This window comes from Nannocystis pusilla, assembly GCF_020073745.1.
Classification (GTDB): domain Bacteria; phylum Myxococcota_A; class Polyangia; order Nannocystales; family Nannocystaceae; genus Nannocystis; species Nannocystis radixulma.
On record NZ_JAIRAU010000057.1, the window covers coordinates 33,077 to 54,764 of the forward strand.

The 21,688-nt window shown below is 72.0% G+C and carries 14 protein-coding genes; 7 read left to right on the forward strand and 7 right to left on the reverse strand.

Annotated features, from left to right (window positions below):
• Nucleotides 1-166 precede the first annotated feature (166 nt).
• Nucleotides 167-1,210, forward strand: a complete 1,044-nt coding sequence (locus K7C98_RS39845; RefSeq protein ID WP_224197171.1) for a PA0069 family radical SAM protein — start codon at nt 167-169, stop codon at nt 1,208-1,210.
• A 226-nt stretch (nt 1,211-1,436) separates the two neighbouring features.
• Here K7C98_RS39845 and K7C98_RS45305 read toward each other — a convergent pair whose 3' ends face one another.
• Nucleotides 1,437-2,480 carry a methyltransferase gene (locus K7C98_RS45305; protein ID WP_224197172.1) on the reverse strand — a complete coding sequence of 348 codons (1,044 nt, stop codon included), beginning with the start codon at nt 2,478-2,480 and terminating at the stop codon, nt 1,437-1,439.
• Nucleotides 2,481-2,889: 409 nt separating this feature from the next.
• On the opposite strand from K7C98_RS45305, the gene K7C98_RS39855 reads away from it, so the two are divergent.
• From K7C98_RS39855 to K7C98_RS39870, 4 genes are all read left to right on the forward strand, one after another.
• Nucleotides 2,890-6,018 (forward strand): SNF2-related protein, encoded by a 3,129-nt coding sequence (locus tag K7C98_RS39855; protein ID WP_224197173.1) that lies wholly within the window; start codon nt 2,890-2,892, stop codon nt 6,016-6,018.
• Nucleotides 6,019-6,025: 7 nt separating this feature from the next.
• Entirely contained in the window at nt 6,026-7,549 is a 1,524-nt protein-coding gene (locus K7C98_RS39860) for a phytoene desaturase family protein (protein WP_224197174.1), read from the forward strand.
• Nucleotides 7,550-7,952: 403 nt separating this feature from the next.
• Nucleotides 7,953-9,053, forward strand: a complete 1,101-nt coding sequence (locus tag K7C98_RS39865; RefSeq protein WP_224197175.1) for a hypothetical protein — start codon at nt 7,953-7,955, stop codon at nt 9,051-9,053.
• Nucleotides 9,054-9,094: 41 nt separating this feature from the next.
• A complete protein-coding gene (locus K7C98_RS39870; RefSeq protein WP_224197176.1) occupies nt 9,095-10,276 on the forward strand; it encodes an FAD-dependent monooxygenase in 1,182 nt (393 codons plus the stop codon).
• A 48-nt stretch (nt 10,277-10,324) separates the two neighbouring features.
• On the opposite strand, the gene K7C98_RS39875 is transcribed toward K7C98_RS39870, so the two are convergent.
• Genes K7C98_RS39875 through K7C98_RS39885 form a run of 3 tightly spaced genes read right to left on the reverse strand, consistent with a single transcriptional unit; the run spans nt 10,325 to nt 15,543 of the window.
• Nucleotides 10,325-12,106 (reverse strand): hypothetical protein, encoded by a 1,782-nt coding sequence (locus K7C98_RS39875; RefSeq protein WP_224197177.1) that lies wholly within the window; start codon nt 12,104-12,106, stop codon nt 10,325-10,327.
• On the reverse strand, nt 12,106-12,975 hold the full coding sequence (locus K7C98_RS39880) for a hypothetical protein (RefSeq protein WP_224197178.1): 870 nt from the start codon (nt 12,973-12,975) through the stop codon (nt 12,106-12,108). The genes K7C98_RS39875 and K7C98_RS39880 overlap by 1 nt, the downstream gene beginning before the upstream one ends.
• 3 nt (nt 12,976-12,978) lie before the next feature.
• Nucleotides 12,979-15,543 carry a hypothetical protein gene (locus K7C98_RS39885; RefSeq protein ID WP_224197179.1) on the reverse strand — a complete coding sequence of 855 codons (2,565 nt, stop codon included), beginning with the start codon at nt 15,541-15,543 and terminating at the stop codon, nt 12,979-12,981.
• A 234-nt stretch (nt 15,544-15,777) separates the two neighbouring features.
• Here K7C98_RS39885 and K7C98_RS39890 point away from each other — a divergent pair, with 234 nt between their 5' ends.
• Complete coding sequence (locus K7C98_RS39890) at nt 15,778-16,293, forward strand: TlpA family protein disulfide reductase (RefSeq protein WP_224197180.1); 516 nt, start codon at nt 15,778-15,780, stop codon at nt 16,291-16,293.
• A 14-nt stretch (nt 16,294-16,307) separates the two neighbouring features.
• Entirely contained in the window at nt 16,308-18,002 is a 1,695-nt protein-coding gene (locus K7C98_RS45310; RefSeq protein WP_224197181.1) for a formylglycine-generating enzyme family protein, read from the forward strand.
• A gap of 55 nt (nt 18,003-18,057) precedes the next feature.
• Here the strand turns inward: K7C98_RS45310 and K7C98_RS39900 are convergent, their stop codons facing one another.
• The 3 genes from K7C98_RS39900 to K7C98_RS39910 all read right to left on the reverse strand — a co-directional run bounded on the left by K7C98_RS39900 (nt 18,058) and on the right by K7C98_RS39910 (nt 21,631).
• Entirely contained in the window at nt 18,058-18,639 is a 582-nt protein-coding gene (locus K7C98_RS39900) for a hypothetical protein (protein WP_224197182.1), read from the reverse strand.
• 150 nt (nt 18,640-18,789) lie between these two features.
• Nucleotides 18,790-19,437 (reverse strand): hypothetical protein, encoded by a 648-nt coding sequence (locus K7C98_RS39905; protein ID WP_224197183.1) that lies wholly within the window; start codon nt 19,435-19,437, stop codon nt 18,790-18,792.
• Nucleotides 19,438-19,582: 145 nt separating this feature from the next.
• Nucleotides 19,583-21,631, reverse strand: a complete 2,049-nt coding sequence (locus K7C98_RS39910) for a S9 family peptidase (RefSeq protein ID WP_224197184.1) — start codon at nt 21,629-21,631, stop codon at nt 19,583-19,585.
• Nucleotides 21,632-21,688 lie beyond the last annotated feature (57 nt).

Sequence of the window (21,688 nt, forward strand, 5' to 3'; positions counted from 1 at the left end):
ATGCCCTCTCGCACTCGTCTCGCACGGTTCTGCCCGAGCACGCCGGCACAACTTCCCGCTCCCGCCTCGGCGGAACCCGCGCCCCTTTTTAATAAAAAGCACGCGAGCGCCCGGGCTCACGCCCTGCGACTTCCCCGCCCGCTCCGGCCTGCTACGCTCACGCGCCGTGCCGCGTCCCGTCGACAACCCGCCGAACCCGTGGCTGTCGACCCACGTCGAGTACCTCGGCGAGCCGCCGGACGCCGGGCTCGAGGTGTACGAGGAGGATGCGCGCAGCGTCGTCGCCACCAACGACAGCCCCGACATCCCGTTCCGCTACAGCGTCAACCCGTACCGCGGCTGCTACCACGGCTGCGCCTACTGCTACGCCCGGCCCACGCACCAGTACCTCGGCTGGGGCGCCGGCACCGACTTCGAGCGCAAGATCGTCGTCAAGCGCAACGCCCCGGCGCTCCTGCGCCAGTTCTTGGCCCGCCCCAAATGGACCCGCGAGCTGCTGGCGTTCAGCGGCGTCACCGACTGCTACCAGCCGCTCGAGGCCCACTACGCGCTGACGCGCGGCTGCCTCGAGGCGTGCATCGATCTCGCCAACCCGGTCGGCATCATCACCAAGGGGCCGCTCGTGGCCCGCGACGTCGACCTCCTGGTCGCACTCAACCGCCGCGCCGGCGTCTCGGTCACGATCAGCGTCCCGTTCGTCGACGACGCGATGGCCCGGCGGATCGAGCCCTCGGTGGCGCGCCCGTCGAAGCGGTTGCAGGCGCTGGCGACCCTGAGCGCCGCGGGGATCCGTACCGGCGTCGCGGTCGCGCCGGTGATCCCCGGCCTCAACGACAGCCAGATCCCGCAGATCCTCGCGCGCGCCCGCGAGGCCGGGGCGCAGAACGCCTTCCTCACCCTGCTGCGCCTCCCGGCCGAGGTCCTGCCGGTGTTCGACGCCCGCCTGCAGGAGGCCGAGCCGCTGCGCCACACACATGTCCTTTCGGCCATCCGCGACGTCCGCCGCGGCGGCCTCAACGACTCGCGGTTCGGCCAGCGCATGGACGGTCAGGGCCCGCGCTGGCAGGCCATCGAGCAGCTGTTCGAGGTGCACGCGCGTCGCCTCGGCTTCAACACCGACCCGCCGCGGCTGCCGGCCCAGGCCACCATGCGCGCCGAACCTGCCCCGAAGGCCAGGCCGCAGCAGCGCTCGCTGTTCGGCGACGACTGACGCTGCGCGCGTCGCCCGAATCGGCGCGCACCGAGCCGCCTCTCCCTCTCAAAGCCAGGCCGCAGCAGCGGCGCGCCTCGATCGAACCGGCGCGCAGGATCGCGTCGGTGCGCACCCAGGCCGCCCGCGAGTCCGGGCATCAGCGTCCGCTGCCGAGCCGGCGCGTGGCGGCGACCGAACAGGCGCATTGCCTCGCGCACATATCTCCGAGGACATGTCTCGTGCGTCACCCGCCCCAGCGCGCGCGCACGATCCAGAACCCCGGCGCCTCGTGCGTCTCGATCTGCGCCCGCGTGTCCTTCAGCACCTGCACCAGGCGCCCCGAGCGATTGACCACGAACCACGCCTCGCCGCCGTCGCGCAGCCAGTGCGGCAGCGGCTTGACCAGCGCCGCGAACGCCTCCGGGGGCGCGTGCGTCGGCGGGTTGACCAGCGCCAGCTCGACCGTCCCGCGCCACGGGTGGGCCGCGGGCAGGCCGTCGGACAGCAGCGCCTCGACGCGTTCGCAGCCGAGGCGGGCCGCGTTCTCGCGCACCAGGCCGGCGGCGATCACGTTGCTCTCGACCGCCAGGACATGTCCCTTCGGCCATCTCCGCGCCGCCCACAGCGCCAGCGGACCGATGCCCGCGCCGAGGTCGACGACGCGTCGCGGCGTCGGCAGCTCCGCCTCGGCGAGCGCCGTCAGCAGCGCGCGCGTGCCGTCGTCGAGGTGTTTGCGGCAGAACACGCCGGGCGCCGACAGCAGCGGCACCTCGCCGAGCAGTGGTTCGGCGATCTCGTAGCGCACTGCCAGCAGCTCGGCGGCCGCCCTGGCGTCGAAGCGGTCGGACTTCTCGGCGGCGAGCAAGTGATAGCCGCGGTCGCGCTCGACGGTCTCGCACCCGCCGAGCAGCGCCGCGATCGTGCGCGCCAGCGAGGCGGCGCCCTTGTCCTTGCGGACGGCGCAGAAGAGGCGGCCGCCGGGCAGCAGCACCGAGGCGGCGAGCGCCAGGCTGGCTTCGGAGAAGTCCTTGCCGAGGTGCGCGCGCGGCCACACGGCGGCGGCACGGAAGCGTGGGGTGATGTCGACCGACCACGGAGCTGCGAGCGTCGCCGGCTCGTCGGCAGACTGCTCGCGGACATCGATGGCCCAGCGCGTGGCCCCCGGCCGCAGACCGGGCAGCGGGCCGCCGTAGGCCAGCGCCAGCGCCTCCGGCGGCACCGCCTGCACGGCTTGGGCGAGCAGGCGCACGCCGGGGTCGGAGGGGTTAAAGAGGTTCTCGCCCTGCACGGCGCGGAGGGATAACAGCGGGGCGCCTGGCGCGCAATTCGGCACCCCGACATCCTGCCGGCCACGGCTTCGCCCGCGTCAGCGCACACGCCCGGGGCGCCGTCTCGGCCCTCGCCGATTCGCCCCCGGAGCGGCCCTTGAACGCGTTCTGGACCGCGGCCCCGCGCGCGATCGCCGTCGGCGGCGCGGCAAATCCGGCCGATTGCGCGATTGGGGGTGGACCCGCGATACGGCCCGTGTTAAAGCACCTGCGGACCCTCCGCCGGCCTGGCGTGTATTCGCCGCGGTCGTTGTTGGGCCCACGTGCTTGTTTGGAGCTCCGGCGACTCCTCCGCGGGTCGTCGCGCGGGTCCGGCTGCCGAGTCGCGGCCGTCCGCGGCCCGACCAGTCCATACGTCCCAGGATCTGCGTGTCCACACTCGAAGCGTTCCTCCCCCTGTTCGAGCCGGAGTCGCTGGCGAAGATCGCCAGCAAGAAGGCGTTTAGCGCCGGCCAGGAGCTGTTCGAAGCCAAGGCCGTCTCGGACATCGTGTTCGCCGGGAACTGTCTCAAAGGCAAGGTCAAGGGGTCGAGCCCGCAGCCGCACGCGACGGTCATCAAGCTGCTCGAGTCGGGCATGGTCGAGGCGCAGTGCGACTGCCCGACCTACACCGACGGCTGGGAGAAGTTCTGCCACCACGCGGTCGCGCTGGCGCTCGCGCTGCGCAAGCAGTACCAGGCCGGCGGCGAGATCACGCTGACGCAGAACCCGTGGACCGCCGAGCTCGCCGGCACCGGCGCCAACGCGCAGCGCTACACGATCGAGGCCCGGCGCGGCAATTGGCACGTCATGGCCTTCCGCGGCGGCGGCACGCCGGTCGTCAGTCGCCGGCGCTACGAGGGCATGAGCCCGGCCGACCGCGTCATCCATCACTACCTCTCGCAGGAGGTCGACGACGCCGACGACGGCGGCCACGTCATCGACGACATGGCGCTGTCGGGCCTCCTCTACTTCGCGCGCGGCGGCAGCACCGTCAGCCTCAAGGGCGTCGGCAAGCTGCAGTTCGCCGCCGAGCCGCTGACCTTGCGCGTGCGCGCCGAGCCGCGGCCCGGCGACAACAGCGTCGTCCTGCACGCCTTCCTCGAGCAGCGCAGCACCGGCCGCGACCTCGAGGTCCCCGCCGGTCGCATCATCGTCGGCGCGCCGACCTGGTTCCTCGTGCCCGAGACCGCCGAGGTGTTCCTCGTGCCCGACACCCCGCCGTGGGTGCTCGAGGCGGTCGCCAAGCAGCCGCGGATCGTCATGGACGCCCGCGTCAGCGCGCAGGCGATGGACGCCCTCAGCGAGTCGCTCAAGACCGTCGGCGTCCCGCACCAGGACCTGTTCGCGCTCGCCTCCGACTCGCGCAAGATCGACGCCATCATCGCCACCGTCGAGGGCGACGCCTCGCAGATCAAGGTCGCGCTGGCGGCCCGCTACGGCAACGTCACGCTCGGCATCACCGGCAGCGAGCCCGAGACCGCCCGCTACACCATCAACCTCGGCGACCAGCCGCTCAGCTTCTACCGCGACCTCGAGGGCGAGGCCGCCGCGCGCAAGACGCTGACCGACCTCGGCCTCAAGTACAACCCCGACGCCGACGGCTTCATCGCCAGCGGCGACGCCGCCGTCGAGTTCATGATCGTCGGCCTGCCGCTGTTGCCCGAGACGTGGGAGCGGCGCGTGCCGCAGCTGCCGCGCGTGCGCAGCAAGTCGCCGACCCCGCGGCTGGCCGTGCGCAGCAAGGAGGGCAGCGTGCTCGACCTCGACGCCGTGGTCGACGTCGAGGGCGAGGAGGACCTGATCTCGTTCCGCGACCTGCTGCGCTGGCTGCACGAGGGCCGGCGCTGGATCACCCTCGCCGACGGTTCGGTCGCCAAGCTCGACCCGCAGATCCTCCAGCCGATCGCCGAGGCCGCCGGCGCGATCGAGTTCGACAAGCAGGGCCACGCCGAGATCAGCACGCTCGAGCTCGGCACCTTGACCCGCCTGCTCGGCGCCGTGCCCTCGGCCGACGTCGCCAAGGAGGTCAAGCGCTTGATGGAGAACATGACCGGCGAGCGCTCGGCCAAGGCGCCCAAGCGGGCCAAGACGCTCACCGCCAAGCTGCGCGAGTACCAGCGCTCCGGCTTCGCGTGGTTGTGGCAGCTCCACGAGAACCAGATGACCGGCATCCTGGCCGACGACATGGGCCTCGGAAAGACGGTCCAGGCGCTGGCGCTGCTGACCAAGGCCAAGGAGGAGGAGGGCGATCAGCCGTCGCTGATCGTCTGCCCGACCTCGGTGTTGAGCGTGTGGAAGCAGGAGGTCAAGAAGTGGGCGCCCAGCCTGACGCTGACCACCTGGCACGGCGCCGACCGGGCCGAGAACCGCCGCATGCTCAAGAAGGCGGACATCGTCGTCACCACCTACGCGATCTTGCGGCGCGACATCGACGAGCTGAGCAAGATCCGCTGGCGCTACGCCATCCTCGACGAGGCGCAGTACATCAAGAACTGGGCCACCACCACCGCCAAGAGCGCCAAGCAGCTGACCGCCGACCACCGCCTCGCGCTCTCCGGCACCCCGGTCGAGAACCACCTGGCTGACCTTTGGGCCATCTTCGACTTCCTCGCGCCCAACTTCCTCGGCAAGCTGTCCGACTTCCAGAAGAACTACGTCCGCCCGATCGAGGAGAACGACGCCAAGACGCTCGAGGCCCTGCGCGCGCGCATCCGTCCGTTCGTCATGCGGCGCAAGAAGGAGGACGTGGCCCAGGAGCTGCCGCCGAAGACCGAGCAGACGCTGTTCGTCCAGTTCGGTCGCAGCCAGCTCGGCCTCTACAACCGGATCCTCAAGACCGCGAAGGACGAGATCAAGGGCCGCATCGAGGAGGTCGGCCTCGAGAAGTCGCAGATGACGATCCTCGCCGCGCTCACGCGCCTGCGCCAGGTCTGCTGCGACCCGCGCCTGCTCGGCCTGCCCGACGCGTCGACGCTGCCGCCCTCGGCCAAGCTCGAGGCCTTCAAGGAGCTCATGGCCGACTGCGTCGGCTCGGGCCGCAAGGTCCTGGTGTTCTCGCAGTTCGTCGAGATGCAGAAGCTCCTCGGCGACGCCCTCGGCGAGCTGAAGATCCCCTACCTCTGGCTGCACGGCGGCACCAAGAACCGCGAGGAGCTGGTCCAGCAGTTCCAGTCCAAGGCCGGCCCGCCGGTGTTCCTCATCTCCCTCAAGGCCGGCGGCTCCGGCCTCACCCTCACCGAAGCGGACACCGTCGTCCACTTCGACCCGTGGTGGAACCCGGCCGTCGAAGACCAGGCCACCGACCGCGCCCACCGCATCGGCCAGGACAAGCCCGTCATGGTCTACCGCCTCGTCTGCGAGGACACCGTCGAGCAGAAGATGGTCGAGCTCGGCGCCCGCAAGCGCGAGGTCGCCGAGAGCGCGCTCGGCCGCGACGTGACGGCCGGCAAGAAGCTCACCATGGAAGACGTCGAGGCGCTGCTCGAGACCCCGAGCGTCGCCACCTGGGACCAGTGAGCGCACCATGGCCGGCGACCCCGACGCGATCGTCATCGGCTCCGGGCCCAACGGCCTCGTCGCCGCCTGCATGCTCGCCCGCGCCGGCCTGCGCGTGCTCGTGTGCGAGGCCAACCCGCGCCGCTGGGGCGGCGCGCTCGGCTCGGAGGAGGCCACCCTGCCCGGCTTCGTCCACGACGTCGGCGCCGCGTTCTTCCCGTTCCCGCGCATCAGCCCGGCCTTCCGCGCGCTCGACCTCGAGAAGCAGGGCGTCGAGCTCTGCTTCGCCGAGTTCGAGAGCTGTCACCCCGCGCTCGACGGCAGCGTCGCCTGCATCAGCCGCGACCTCGACGTCTGCGCGCGCAACTTCGGCGACCCGCGCGACGGCGAGGCCTTCGCCGCGCTGGCCCGCTGGTACCGCAGCGTCGAGCCGTCGGTCCTCGGGATCCTGCTCAACACGCTGCCGACGCTCTCGCCTGTCCTGAAGTTACTGCCGTTCGGGATCTTCAAGCTCGCGCGGATCTTGCTCTCGAGCGGCGGCGGGCTGGCCCGGCGGATGTTCCGCGGCGAGGCGGCGCGCCGCGTCATGCCCGGCCTCGCGCTGCACGTCGACGTCGGCCCGCGCGACCCGATCGGCGCGGCGCTCGGCTTCATGCTCAGCATGACCGCGACCACCGGCGGTTACTCGATCCCGCGCGGCGGGGCCCAGGCGCTCGCCGACGCGATGGTCGCCGACCTGCGCCGGCACGGCGGCGAGATCCGCCTCGCCAGCCGCGTCGAACGGGTCCTCACCGAGGGCCGGCGGGCCGTCGGCGTCCGCCTCGCCGACGGCACCGAGTTGCGCGCGGCCCGACGCGCCGTGATCGCCGACACGGCCGCGGCGTCGCTGCTGCTCGACCTCGTCGCCCGCGACCTCGTCCCCGCGCGCGTGGTCCGCTTCATGGAGCGCTTCCCCCAGGGCTGGGGCACCTTCAAGGTCGACTGGGCGCTGTCTTCGCCGGTCCCCTGGTCTGTCCCCGAGGCCAGGCGCTCCGCGGTCGTCCACGCCGGCGACAGCCTCGACGACCTCGAGCGCTTCACCGCCCAGGTGCGCCGCGGCGAGCTGCCCGACAACCCGTACCTGGTCGTCGGCCAACAGAGCCTCGTCGACCCGACGCGCGCACCGGCCGGCAAGCAGACGCTGTGGGCGTACTCGCGCGTGCCGAGCCGACCCACCGGCGGCTGGCAAGCGCACGCCGAGGCGTTCGCCGACCGCGTCGACGCCCGCATCGAGGGCCTCGCGCCCGGCTTCCGCTCGACGATCCTCGCGCGCCGGATCGTCGCGCCACCTGACCTCGAGGCCATGGACGCCAACCTCGTCGGCGGCGACCTCGGTGGCGGTTCGAACGCCTGGCACCGCCAGCTCGTGTTCAGGCCGCTCTTCCCCTACTTCCGCCACCGCATGCCGGTCGAGGGTCTCTACCTGTGCTCGAGCTACGCCCACCCCGGCGCGGGCGTACACGGCATGTGCGGGTACAACGCCGCGGGCATCGTCCTGCGCGACCTCGGCTGAGCGAATCACTCCGCAGGCGAGGTCGGCGGCGGCCCGATCGGCCTGCCCGGCCGCGTCCACGACACGCCCGGCGCTCGCGCGAACTCGACCCGCGGGTATCACCTCGATCGCGTGCGAGGGCGTGCGAGGGCGGCGACCTCAGCGACATCCTCGACGCCGACGCGACCCCTCATCGCGTCCTCGTCACTCAAGACAAGCTCTTCGCGCTCGCCGACGTGCTCGAGTCCGCCTCCGAAATCGCGGCCTCGCTGGTCGTCACCGCAGGACTTCTGCAGCGGCGCGGGCCTCCCACGCCGCACCAAGCGCGACGCCGAGGACGTCGCGGGTATCTCCCCGGACTCGCGCGTCCGCGCGCCAGCCGGCGCGTCGCAACGCGGCGGCACACTCGCTACCATCGTCGGGCATGACAACCTGGTTTGGTCCTCTCTCTGCGCTGCTCGGCGCCGCGGTCCTCGTCGCCGCCTGCGGCAACACCAACAACAACGTCACCGAGTCCGGCTCCGACTCCGGCGCGACCGCCGGCCTGCCGTCGTTGACCGACGGCACGGTCACCGACAGCGGCAGCGAGAGCGCCAGCGAAGCCACCGAGGGCACCGGCTCGGCCAGCATGACCTCGCTGCCGACCACCGGCGATCCGCCGACGTCGACCAGCAACGGCACGATGACGGCGACGAGCGATCCCGACACGACGTCGACCACGAACCCCGCCAGCACCACCGAACCGGTGGACACCACGATCGGGCCCGACACCACCGGAACGACCACCGGCCCCGACTGCATCCCCACCGAGGAGGTGTGCAACGACCTCGACGACGACTGTAACGACATCATCGACGACGTCGACGTCGGCGGCGACGGCATCTGCGACTGCCTCGACATCGCCCTGTTCGGCAACGAGGGCGCCAACCCCTCGGCCGAGTTCCAGACCTGGCTCGAAGCCCAGGGCACCCAGGTCGACCGGATCTCCCTCGACAACACCCCGATCACCCAGGAGCTCCTCGACAACTACGACATCGTCATCCTCGACTGGCTGGTCCGCACGTACAGCCCCGAGGAGACCGCGCTGATCAAGGCCTGGGTCGAGAGCGGCGGCGGCCTGATGTCGATGACCGGCCACACCAACAATCAGACGGTGGTCGAGCGCCCGAACTCGATCATCTCGTCGATGGGCCTGTCGTACAACGCGAGCCAGGGCTTCTTCAGCGGCCCGGTGACGAACTGGACGCCGCACCCGATCACCGCCGGCATCACCTCGGTGTCGTTCTACGGCGGGCTCTACGTCGACATCGTCGACGACGGGGTCGGCATGAACACGGTCGTCGGCACGCTGCCCCAGGGGCCGGTCGCGGTGGCGCAGGTCCGCAACGACGGCAAGCTGTTCATCTTTGGCGACGAGTGGATCGAGTTCGACTCGGAGTGGCAGCAGATCCCGCAGATCAAGCAGTTCTGGGTCAACATCCTCGCGTATCTGTCGCCGCAGAACTTCTGTACTGTTCCGCAGTGACCGGGCACGCGCCGCGAGCCCGGCAGGGAGGCGGAGCCGTCATGAGTGCTGTGAAGGTCCTGATCGTGGGCGCCGGGATCGGCGGGCTGACGGCGGCGATCGCTTTGGCCCGTCGCGGGGTCGAGGCTCGCGTGATCGAGCGGGCACCGACCTTCGCCCCGGCCGGCGCCGGTATCACCCTGCAGCCCAACGCGACCGCGGTGCTCGACGCCCTCGGCGTCGCCTTCGATCCCGCCGACGTCCTGCCGATGGGTTCGGGCTCGATGGTCGACGCCCGCGGCCGCACGCTCGTCGGCGGCGCGGCGACCCGCGCCGACGATGCCTTCCCGGCCCTCAACATCCGCCGCAGCGACCTCCACGAGGCCTTGCTGGCCGCCTGCGGCCGCGAACGCGTCCGCCTCGGCGTCGAGCTCACGGCGCTCGAGCCACGGCCTGACGGCGTGCGCGTCCGTCTGAGCGACGGCAACGAGGACGACTTCGACCTCGTGATCGGCGCCGACGGCCTGCGCTCCGCCGTTCGTCACGCGATCCTTCCGCCCGAACAATGCGAGCCGCGCTACACCGGCCAGACCTGCTGGCGCCTCCAGCTCGAAGCCCCCGACCTCGCGCCCGCGACCAGCCTCGAGCGCTGGACCCCGGGCCACCGCGTCGGCGTGATCCCGCTGTCGCGCGGCGGCATCTACGTCTACCTGGTGCGGAGCGCCCCGCGCGGCGCCGTCGGCCCGGGCACCGACACCGTGGAGTACGTGCAGCGCGGCTTCAAGGGCCTCGACGAGCGCCTCGACGTTCTCCTGGCCCGCGCCGCCGGCGACCCGTCGGTCCTCGTCCACCACGGCGACCTCGTCGATCTGCCGGTGTACTCGACCGGACGCGGGCGCGTCGTCCTGCTCGGTGACGCCGCCCACGCGATGACCCCCAACATGGGTCAGGGCGCCGCGATGGCGATCGAGGACGCCGGCGCGCTGGCCCTGCTGTGGACGCCGGGCGGTCCGCCCGCTGACCTCCCCGCGGCGCTCGCCGCCGTGCGACGCGCGAGGGTCGAGCCGATCCACCGCTCTTCCTGGCGGATCGGTCAGATGGCCCATCTGCACCACCCCGCAGCCCGCTGGCTGCGCGACCTGCTGCTGCGCAACCTCCCGAACTCGATGCTGGAGCGCGGCGTCCGCCAGACCTGGGCGCCCGGCCTCGAGCTCGCCGCCCGCCTGCGTGACGCGCTCGCCTGATCCGTCGGATAGCTCCCAGGACATGCCCTTGCGGTCATGTCCAAAGGTTCACCGCAGCTCGAAGGTGCGGAGCACCGTCCGGCCTGCGAGCGTGCGGACACCGGGCGCCAGGCACCACGGGTAGAGCCACCAGAAGCCGGGCAGGATCGCCACCAGCGCGCGGCCGGCCTCGACGCCGGCGAGGCGCTTCTTGTCGCCGGGCACGGTGACGGCGAGCGCCCCGGCGGGCACGGACGGATCTGTCTCGAAGGTCAGGCGGCTGCCGAGGTCCCACATGCGCAGCAGGGCGACGCGGCGCACCGAGGCCTCGTCGGCGGCGTGGTGGATCACGTAGGGCTCGCGCGGGCCGCGGTAGCGCAGGCGGTCGAGCGGGCGCAGCAGCGCGTCGCGCCAGCCCGCCTTCCGCTTCGGCCGCTCGCCCTCGCCCTCGCCCAGCGGGCGCGACATCAAGGTCCGCCAGATCGCGTCGAGCTCGGCGGCCGACAGCCACGGGATGTAGATGGCGAGCATCACCTGCACGAAGGTGCCGACGTTCATCACGACGTCGATCACGAGGTGCATGACGAGGCCGATCGACAGCCACAGGCGCTTGCCGCACAGCCACCGCAGCACCCACGCGTGCGCCTGCGGCCGGCGGGCGCGCAGCCACAGGTAGCATCCGACGAGCAGGGCCGGGAACGCCAGCGCGCCGGCCACGACCAGCGCCTGCGCCTGCTCGCGCGTGAGCGGCACGGGGCCCTCGGTCGGGCGATGGTAGTAGTACGCGGCCAGGCCGCCGACGTACGCCAGCGCGCCGATCACCGCGGCCACCAGCGCGTACGACAGCAGCCTCCGCCACATCTGTACCTTCGGCCATGTCCCCGCGGACGCCTCGCGCTCGAACCGGCGCAGCGCCACACCGACCAGCGCCAGCGGGAACAGGGTCTCCCACGCCTTGGTGACCCAGGTCGAGAGCGGCAGGAAGCCGATCATGTGCAGGAAGGTGGCGACCTGGATCTGCGCGGGGTGGCGGTAGAAGTGGTCGAGGCTGAGGGCGTAGAACAGCGCGGTGCCGTCGAACCAGGTGAAGCCGCTCTTGAGCGCCCCGGTGGCGCAGTAGATGATGGCGAGCTGCAGCATCATGATCCGCAGCGGCCAGGCGGGGATCTTTCGCAGCGCGGGGACGACGACCGAGCCGGCCAGGAGCTCGCGCTTGCGTCGCCACCAGGCGTCGAGCGAGTAGGCCTCGCCCCAGCGGGTGAGCAGGCCGAGGAACAGGAACACGCGCAGGACGGTGTCGCCGCCGCTGTAGAAGACCGGGCTGTACGAGTAGAAGGTGTTGACGAGGAACCAGCTGGCGAGCGTGCTGAGGCGGGTCTTGATCCCGAGGATCATCGCCGTGACGCTGGCGCAGGTCAGGCCGAACACGGCCCACACGAAGGTCGGGTCGGCGCGCAGGTGGAACAGCGAGAACTTGCTCCACAGCGCCGGGATCACGCTCCACCAGTGCTCGAAGCCGTGCTCGGGGTCCCACAGCCGCCGCAGCTCGCCGCCGTAGTTCTTGCGCGCCATCGCCGGCAGCCACAAGCCCTCGTCGGTGAACAAGAAGCGCAGCAGCGGGATGAGGTCGAGCAGGGTCCACAGCACGACGACGCCGTAGACGATGCGGAACAGCCCGGCCGGCCGCGGGTCGACGCGCTCGAGCCACAGCCGCCGCCACAGCTCGGGGCGCACGAGGAAGAAGGCGAGCGCGCAGGCGAGGCCGAGCCACAGCACACCTGTCGCAACGGACAGGTGCCCCGAGACGTCGATGACCGGACCCTTGGCGGGGGCGAGCAGCGCGAGCAGCATCAATCGCCTCCCCCGTCGTTGCCGCCGACCTCGGCCCCGCCGCCCTCGACCGGCTCCTCCGCCGCGCGCTTGACCTCGACGGCCCGGCGGCGCTGGAGGATCCGCGCCTTCGCGGTCGCCCGGTCGTGCCAGGTGGTCGTCTCGATGTCGATGAAGGCCCCCTCGGGCAGCGGCGCGAAGCCGTAGCGGGCCCGGATCGCGTCAGGCATCTGGGCGTGCGGCGTGGTCGCGCAGTCGAAGCCCGGCAGGTCCTCCTTGTGCAGCTTGAGCGCGAACGGGTCGAAGCCCATCGTCGAGATCACCTTCGACGGGTGCGGCAACTTCGTCCACAGCTTGGTGAAGTTGACCCGCACCGGCGCCTCGCCGCCGTGGGTGCGCGCCCACTCGCGGCAGACCCACGCGGCGTACGGCGACTGGTAGCGCTCCTGCTCGATGAGCCGCCGGTTGATCTTGCCCATGCGGTCGTAGAAGAAGTACGGGTAGTCGCGGCGGCCGTAGATGTCGTGCAGCAGGTCCCACTCGCTGCCGTCGCTCGTCACCACGCGCACCTGCAAGAACATGTTGGTGCGGTGCGGGTTGGGGGCGAACATCGCCCAGCTCTGCACGCTCGAGGTGGCCCGCATGTACGCGCCCGACCGCAGCGTCTCGGCGAGCCGGCGGTTGAACCGCTCGGCCAGCCCGCCCGAGGGCGTCGTGTGCTGCAGCAAGGCGAGCAGGTGGTAGAGGATGAACAGGCTGACCAGCAGCGCGGGCCAACCGCGGTAGGCCCACGGCTCCTCCGCGGGGTCCTCGGCCGGCGGGGCCCGCAGCAGGGCGTCGGCGAGGCGCGGGTGGAGCTCCTGGCTCATCGAGCATGCCCTTTGTGACATGTCCTACTCGCCATCCCCGCCACCTCCCTCGTCCTCGGCCCCGCGCGCCTCGGGGGCCGACGCCGGCTCGACCGCGGCCGGCGCTCCGATGGCCGCGGCGCGCGGCTTGGCCTCGCCGCCCCAGTCGCGGCGCGCGGCCCAGCTGCGGCGGCGCTGCTCGGACAGGCGAGCGGCCTTCTCGCGCGCGGTCTCGAGCTCCTTGAGGTCGGCCTCGTCGAGCTCGACGCCGTAGCGCTGCTTCATGAACGCGGGCAGCTGGCCGCCCTTGAGGCAGGCGTGGGTCTCGAGCAGCTCGTAGGTGGCCTTGAGGTCTTTCGGCCGGTACCAGCCCTTGGTGGCGACCTGCTCGGGGGTGGGGATCTTCGTGGTGATCCGCCAGGTCTCGACCTTGGCGGCCGGGGTCCCGTAGTCGATGAACCAGTTGCGGCAGACGAAGAACGACCACGGCCGCAGGTACGACTTGCCCTTGCCGATCATGCGCCGATGCATCTTGCGCATGCGGTCGTTGTAGATCCACGGGAACGGCCGGTAGCTGTAGCTGTTGTAGCCGATGTCCCAGCGCGTCCCGTCGGCCAGCACCACCACCGTCTTCATGAACGTGTTGGCCCGCGGCGGGTTGGGCGCGAACATGTTCCAGCTCTGCGTGGTCCCGGTGACGCTGAGGTAGCTGCCGAACACCGCCCGCGCGGCCGAACGCCACGAGCTGAACACGTTGCTGCTCGGGAACAGGTGCAGCGCCACGGCGCTGAAGTGCCACACGACGAGGCCGAGCGCGACCGAGCGGTACAGCGCGCCGCCGGCCAGCCCCGGCGCGCCGCCGGGCGCGGCGCTGCGTGGCACTTCGGACATGTTCTTGAAGACACGTCGCAGCAGCGGCGCGAGGAAGCGGAACACCAGGGCGACGAAGGCGCAGAGGCCGAGCCAGGCGTACACCAGGCCCTTGACCTCGCGGTCGCCGCCGATCCGCTTGTAGACGATCGCCAGCAGGAGCAGGCCGAGGGCGACGACGAGGGCGTTCGGGATCGTGCGACCGCGCGCCGGCGCGTCCTCGGGCCGCTGCGCCGGGCCGAACCACCGCTCGCCGCTCGCGGGCAGGACCCGCCGCAGGCCGGTGCGCCGGGCCTGCCGCCACACCCAGTGCAGCGCGGCGGCGATCTCCTCGCCGCGCAGCCACGCGACGTAGACCATCAGCATGATGAACGGGAACATGCCGATGTTCATGAACAGGATCAAAAAGCCGTGGAAGATGAGCCCGAGCCCGAGCCACAGCCGGCGCCCGAGCAGCCACCGCTGCACGAACGCCTGATCGACGGTCAGCTTGCGCAGGCGCAGCGGCCAGCGCCCGAGCGCGAACCACACGGCGACCAGGATCGGGACCACCACGCCCATGTACAGGTGGACCCGGCGCACGCCCTCGCTGACGATGATCGCGACCTGCTCGGGCTGGTTCTTCGGCAGCTCGCCGACGTAGGGGTAGGCGAGCACGGCGATCCGGTAGAGCGCGAGGTAGCCGAGCACGAGCGCGAGGCGGCCGAGCCAGCGGCGCCACGGGCGGTCCTGGGCGACAAACCACGGCTGGTCGCGGTGGCGCAGGTTGAAGCCGACGATCGCCCCGAGCATGGCGATCGCGAAGTGCTCCTCCCACCAGCGCGTCACCCACGTCATCAGCCGGAACATGTTGGTCCCGAACACCGCCGAGACCTGCTGCGTCCAGTCCTCGAAGCGGTAGAAGTGGTCCATGTTGAGCGCGTAGTAGAGCGCGTCGCCCTGGGCCCACACGTTGCCGGTCTTGACGATGCCGGTGGCGGTGTAGATCGCCACCAGCTGGGCCATGATGAGGTAGCGCGGCCAGCTCGGGACCAGGCGGTAGACCGGCTGCTTGCCCGGCTGCGCCGGCTCGCCGACCTCCTGCAGCTTGCCGGCCCGGCGCAGCAGCTTGCAGCGGACCCAGTTGTCGACGCTCCACGCGTCGCCCGTGCGGGCGAAGATCAGCACCCACCACAGCGTGCGGTACACCGTGTCGGTGCCCTCGAGGTAGAGGCCGTTGTGGTTGTAGATGCTGCACACCAGCAGCCAGCTGATCACGCCGGTGACGCGCGAGAACACGCCGGCGGCGTAGAGCAGCAGCACGCCGAAGATCGCGTACATCACCCACGCGACGTCGTCGGGCGCCGACCAGAAGTAGAACAGCGAGTGCTTGCCCCACAGGTACTTGAGGACAGCCCAGTTGTCGAGGAAGCCGTCCTCGGGGGTCCAGCCCATCAGCGCCGAGCTGCCGAACCGCGAGCGCGACTCCTCGAGGTCGTAGAGCCCCTCGTCGCTCCACAGCATCCGCCAGTACGGGTGCAGGTTCCAGAAGCACTGGATCGTCATCAGCGCGGTGCCGATCCGCAGGACCGCGAACATGCGCGGGTCCTCGAGCGCGAGCAGGCTGCGCCGCACCGACTCCATCCGCGTGGCCGCCCACGCCAGGGTCGCCACCACCACCGCCAGACATAGCCAGCCGACGTGGCTGCCGAGCTCGGGGGGGACGCGGCTGTAGTCGAGCGCCTCGGGTGCCAACAACATGCGGGTGAGGCCGCCGACACTAGCACGCCGGGGCCCGTCCCCAGAGCGGGACGGGTTGACGCAAATTTTGCGCGATGTGCGAACTAGAGGGGTCTATGGCGCCATGAACCGGTGATTCTGCCGGAGGGTCAGGATCGGCGCGGGCCCCGTGAGGCTGTCCGAAGAGACAGCCTCGCCGGCCGATCCGGCGCTCCAGGCTATCGCCGGCGGGCGGGTTCGCGGTAGATGGAGGCGGTGGACGAGCCGTGGAGCAGGCGTCGGTGGCTGGGGCTCGTGGCGCTGGCGGCCGGGTGCCGCCCGCCGGAGATGCCGCCCTCGGCGCCCACCAGTCTGCTCGGCGAGCAGGCGCCGGAGTTCTCGCGGCGGGGCCTCGACGGCCGCGCGGTCGACAGCGCGGGGCTGCGCGGCAAGGTCGTGGTGGTCGAGTTCTTCGCCCGCTACTGCGAGCCGTGCTGGAAGCACCTGCCGAAGGTGCAGCGCTGGACGGTCCGGCAGCGCGACGTCGCCGTGATCGGCATCGGCGCCGACGAATTCGCCGGCGACACGCTGGCGATGGTGCGCGCGCTCGGGGTCGCGTTCCCGGTCGTGCACGACGCGGGCCTCGTCCTCACCGCCAGGTTCCGCGTCGACAAGATCCCCGCGACCCTGGTCCTCGACCGTGAGGGTCGCGTGCGCTGGCGGTCGTTCCCGGGCGACGGCATCGGCGCGATGGACCGCGCGGTCGCGGCGGTCCGCCGCGCCCGCGATTGAGGTACGCTGACGGCGTGCCCGCCCCCCAGCCGGCCGCGACATCCTGGCGAGCGCCCCGGGGCACGACCGGCGGCGCGCGCGACACGGAGGGCTCGGCGAGCTCGCTCCGACCTCGCCGCTCGTGGTTCGCTGCGCGCCTCCCGGGCGTCGGCCTCTCGCTCGGCCTCGGCGTGCTCCTATCCCCGGGGACAGGTTGCCGCAACGCCAACCTCGCCTCGACGCTGGCGCAGACGCCGAGCTACGAGCCGGCCGACCAGACCCGCTGCGGGGTCACGCGCAGCCACTCGCGCCCGCTGATCATCGAGTGGCCGGCGCACGACCGCAGCGAGCTCGAGACGCTGGTGGCCGAGGGCGGGCGGATGGTCGCGGTCCGCTACGAGGGCTGCGAGATGGAGCTGCTGCGCGGCTGCACGGCGCCGGGCAGCTACCGCTACCAGGGCGTGCAGCCCAAGCGCGAGGACTACCTGTTCAAGCGGGCCGACGACCTCTACGCCAAGATCCCGCTCGGCGCCGCCAACCTCGAGGCGGAGCTCGAGCGCCACGGCGCGCTGAGCCTCGGCATGACGGTGGTCGGCCGCTGGCAGGGCGGCCACGGGCGGCCGGCGCGGGTCGACCTGCGCGGCGACTGCGAGCGCGCGACCCATGTGATCGCGGGCCTGTCGGTCGGGGCGTTCCGCCTGTCCTCCGAGGCAGGTGCGGAGATCCGCGGCGAGGTCGGGTGGATGAAGGCCGGCGCCGGCGCCGGCTCGTCGGCGGCGCGCGGGCTGGCGCGCAGCGACGGCGAGCTCGACGCCTGCGGCGACGGGCGCGAGGACAGCCCGCCGGACGGCTGCCGGGCGCTCTTGCGGGTCGAGGTCGAGGCGATCCGCGAGCCGGCCGAGGTCGCGGCGGCGCGGGCCCGCCAGGTCTGCCCCCACGACGCGGCGCTGGTCGAGGGCGGCCGCTTCCGCGCCAGCGTCGGCGGGCTCAGCGAGGTCGCCGACTTCTGCCTCGACCGCCAGGAGGTGCGCGTGGCCGACTACGCCGCCTGCGCGGCCAGGGGCCCCTGCTCCGAGGCGGCCACCAGCGCCCGCTTCAAGAGCTCGATCGCCGAGCTCGCGTGGGCCAGCGCCCACTGCAACGGCGACCGCGCCGGCAAGCGCCGCCACCCGATCAACTGCATCAGCTGGAACCAGGCGGCGGCCTACTGCCAGTGGGCCGGCGGCCGCCTGCCGACCGAGGTCGAGTGGGAGTGGGCGGCCCGCGGCGGCGAACAGGAGCGCACCTACGCGTGGGGCGAGCAGGAGCCGGGGCCGCGGCTCGTCAACGCCTGCGGGGAGGAGTGCGCGCGGGCGCGGGCGCGGCTGCAGCCGGAGCTCAAGGATGTCCCCGAGGACATGCTCCCACGGACATGGCTGAAGCTGCACGACAAGAAGGACGGCGACGTCGCCACGGCGAAGGTCGGCAGCTACGCCGCCGGTCGCGGCCGCGGCCAGCTGGCCGACCTCGCGGGCAACGTGTGGGAGTGGACCGCGAGCGCGGAGATCTCGTACCAGACCGGCGAGGAGGGCCAGATCGGCTGGGGCGGCCCCGACTCCGGGCGCAGGGCCACCCGCGGCGGCGGCTTCCTGTCGACCGACGACGCCGACGTGCGGACCACCGCGCGCCGGCTGCGAGACGTGAAGGACCGGCGACCTGACCTCGGGTTCAGGTGCGCCTACGATCCGTGAGCGCGGCGGCGCCTGTCCGCACGGACATGTGACATGTCCCGAGGTTCAGGTCGCCTCACCACGGGCACAGCCGGCGGCAGGACGCCTCGAGGCAGTTCGTCATCGGCAGCCACAGCCCGAACGAGGTGCCGCCGATGCCGCCCCACAGGTTGATGGTCGTCTCGCACGCCTCGAGGCAGTCGATCCCGTAGCAGCTGCTCTCCTGGGCGCACTCCTGGATGATCGCGCAGGCCTGATCGTCGTGGCAGGCGTCCCACAGCTCGAGGCAGTCGGTGCAGATGCACGCGCTGCACTCGTCGCCGGGGTCGACCTTCTCGAGGCAGGCCTCGACCGGATCGGGCGGGCCGGTCGTGCTGCTGCCGACGTCGCCCGCGGTCGTCTCGTACCCGGTGGTCGTGGTCGTGCTGCTGCTCGCGCCGGTGGCGTCGACCGGATCGGTGGTCGTCGAGGTCGAGCCGCTCGCGCCCTCGCTGCCGCTCGCGCCGCCGGTGGTCGACGTCGTGGTCGACGTCGTCTCGGGGGTGAGCGTGGTGACGTTGCTGGTCACCCCGGTGACGATCGTGACTCCGCCCGGGCCGTCGTCGTCGCGACACGAGACCAGGGCGAGGACGAGGACGACGGGCGGCATCCGAGCCATGCAGCTCGAACGATACGCTCAATTGCGCGCCGGTCAAAATCGCGCCGCATGGGCGAATCCGACCTCACGCCAGAAACGCGAAACGCCGGCACGGAACACCGTGCCGGCGGGACCGGGAGGGTTCAGGCCGGTGCGTGGCTGCTGCGGGGCTCAGCACTGGCCGTTGCACTGCTGGTCGACGCAGGTGCCGATGGCCTGGGCGAGCTGGCCCGAGGGGCTGAACGGGCCGCCGTGCTCCGTGATGATGTCGCCGCACGGGCCGAGGCAGTCGATGCCGCCGCAGCCGGACTCCTGGGCGCACTCGCGGATCTCCGTGCAGCCGGGGTCCGCCTCGCAGGCCTGCAGCTCCGCGAGGCACTCGGTGCAGGCACACTCGCCGCACGGGTCGCCCGGGTTGACGCTCTCGAGGCACTCCATCAACGGGTCGCCCGTGGTGGAGGTGGTGCTCGTGGTCGACGTCGTGCTCTCGGTGGTCGTCCCCGGCTCCTCGGTCGTCGTGCCCGGCTCCTCGGTCGTCGTGCCGGGGTCGGTGGCCGACGTGGGGTTCGGCGGGTCGCCCGTCGAGGTCGGCGGCTCGCTCGTCGAGTCCAGCGGCCCGGTCGCGGCGGTCGGGTCGTCGCCGGTGATCGACGTGCCGGTGCCGCTCTCGGTGCCGGGCTCGGTGGTGTTGTTGTTGGTGGTGTCCGTGCCGTCGGTCTGCTGGACGTTGGTGTCGGTGCCCTTGCCGTCGTCGCCGCAGGCGCCGAGAGCGAGCAGGCTGAACGCCGTCATCGAGCTGAAGAAGAAGTTGCGAATCATAGGTCAGTGCCTTTCAGGGGTCTCCGGGCGTCCCCGCCGCCGCACCCTAACACGCGTTCCCCGGGCTCGAGCCAGAAATGAGCGAAAAAGCTCCTCGCCGCGCGGCAAGAGTGTGACGCACTCCACACTGCGCTCGCTGTCTCGCTCAGCGGCCTGCTGCGCTTGCGGACCCCGGCGCCGGCGGCGACTCGGCCACGCGCTGCAGCAGGTCGAAGCGCGCCTGGTACAGGCGGGCGATCCGCTCGATGCCCTCGATGTGGTGGCCCTGGCCCTCGAACTCGACGAGCGTGACCGGCTTGCCGAGCGCGCGGGCCTTCTCGAAGAAGGCGCGCGACTCGCCGACGGGGACGCGCCAGTCGTTGCTGCCGTGGGTGAGGAGCAGCGGGGCCGCGAGCAGGTCGACGTGCGACAGCGGGCTGCGGTCCTTCATGCGCGCCAGGTCGTCGGGGCGCGCCGGGTCGCCGCTCTCGAGCACGACCCAGTCGGGGATGTTGCACTGATCGTGGAAGCTCTTGATGTCGGAGAAGCCGGCGTGGGCCAGGCCGAAGCCGAACTCGTAGCGGTCGTCATGTCCCTTGGTACCTGGCGGAAAGGTCAGGGCACGCATGGTCGCGTAGCCGCCGTGGCTGCCGCCGAACACGCCGATCTGCGCCGGGCGCAGGTCGAGGGTGCGCTCGGCCCAGCGGGCGACGTGGAACAGGTCGACGATCTCGTCGCCGCCGAGGTCGCGGTCGTTGAGGGCCGCGAACGCCTTGCCGAAGCCGTCGCCGCCGCGCACCGTCGGCGACACGACCGTCAGCCCGGCGGCGCACATGACGTGGGCGAAGGTGCTGTAGTGGTTCTCGCCGCCGTAGAACGCCTCGATGAGGGCGAGGCGGCGGCTCGGGTCGGCGGGCGGCCGGAGCGGCGTGAGCACGAACGCGTGCAGCTCGCGCGGCTTGCCGGTGGCCTTGTCGCGGTCGAAGGTCGGGATCGCGACGCGCTCGGCCTTGCACTGGACGACGGCGCCGCGCACCGCCTCGTCGAGGCCGAGGCTCCAGCCGCGGCCGAACGCCGGGCCCTGCGCGTCGGCCCACACCTGCTGCACGTTGAGCTCGAAGTGCTGGTCCGGCGCCTCGTGCGACCAGACCACCCGCCCGCCGCGCCCGTCGAGCACGTCGGCCGCGCCCGGCAGCTGACGCGCCGCCGCGACCTTGCCGGTGCGCGGGTCGATCACCGCCAGCGACGAGCCGAGCGGGCTGCGGTGCACGCCGACCACGCCGATGTCGGTGAGCGACGCCGAGGTCAGGTCCTCGGTGAAGCGCGTCAGCTGCCGCGCCGCACCTGTCTTGCGGGACATGCTGTAGAGGTTGCGGAAGCCGTCGTCGTTGGCGATGAAGAGCGCGGTGTCGGCGTCGAGCCAGCCCTCGAGCAGCTCGACGTCGGTGCGCGGGACCCTGGCGTCGGTGACGACGCGCACGCTCGGGCGCGCCGCGGCGAGGTCGACCGCGACCAGCTGCACGCGGTTGCGGTCGCCGTCGACCTGCGCGGCGAAGAACACCTCGCGCCCGTCCTGCGAGAACCGCGGGGTCGACCACGTGAACGCGAGCGCAGGCGTGTCGCAGACCACCTCACGCGCCGCCTTGCTGGCGACGTCCATGACCCGCAGGCAGGTGCGGTACGGCGGCGCCGCGCCGGCGCGCGGGAGGTAGGCCACCTGCGATTCGGCCTCGTCGAGGCCGAACCCGTAGACGTAGTCGTGGTCGGTGACCTGCTCCAAAGACCCTGTCTTCAGATTCATGGTCCATAGATTCATGTGCTCGTCGTTGCGAGCGTCGGCGTGCAGCCACAGCGTGTCGGTCGCGCTGTGGTGGTGCACGCGCCACAGGCTGCGCTGCGACCAGTCGACGTCGGACACCGTGACCGCGCTCGCCAGGCCCCCGGCGCCGGCGAGGTCGAGCGCCTGCAGCTCGTAGCGGTCGCCGGTCTTGAGCACGAACATCCGGTCCGTGCGCAGGCTCGGCATCCATTGCACATACGGGAAGCCGGTGAGGAACGGCGCGAGGTCGACGGCGCGGTCGAAATAGTGGACCACGCCCTCGCTCGCGACCGCCGCCTCGCCGGCCGGCGGCTCGGTGTTCGGATAGGGCCGCGCCGCGTTGGGGGGGGCGCAGGCGGCCATCAGGGTGAGCGACGCGACGAGGGGGCTCCGCATGGCCCTACCCTGCTAGCAGCCCGCCCGCGCCCGAGGCAAGGGGGCGCGGGCGGCGAC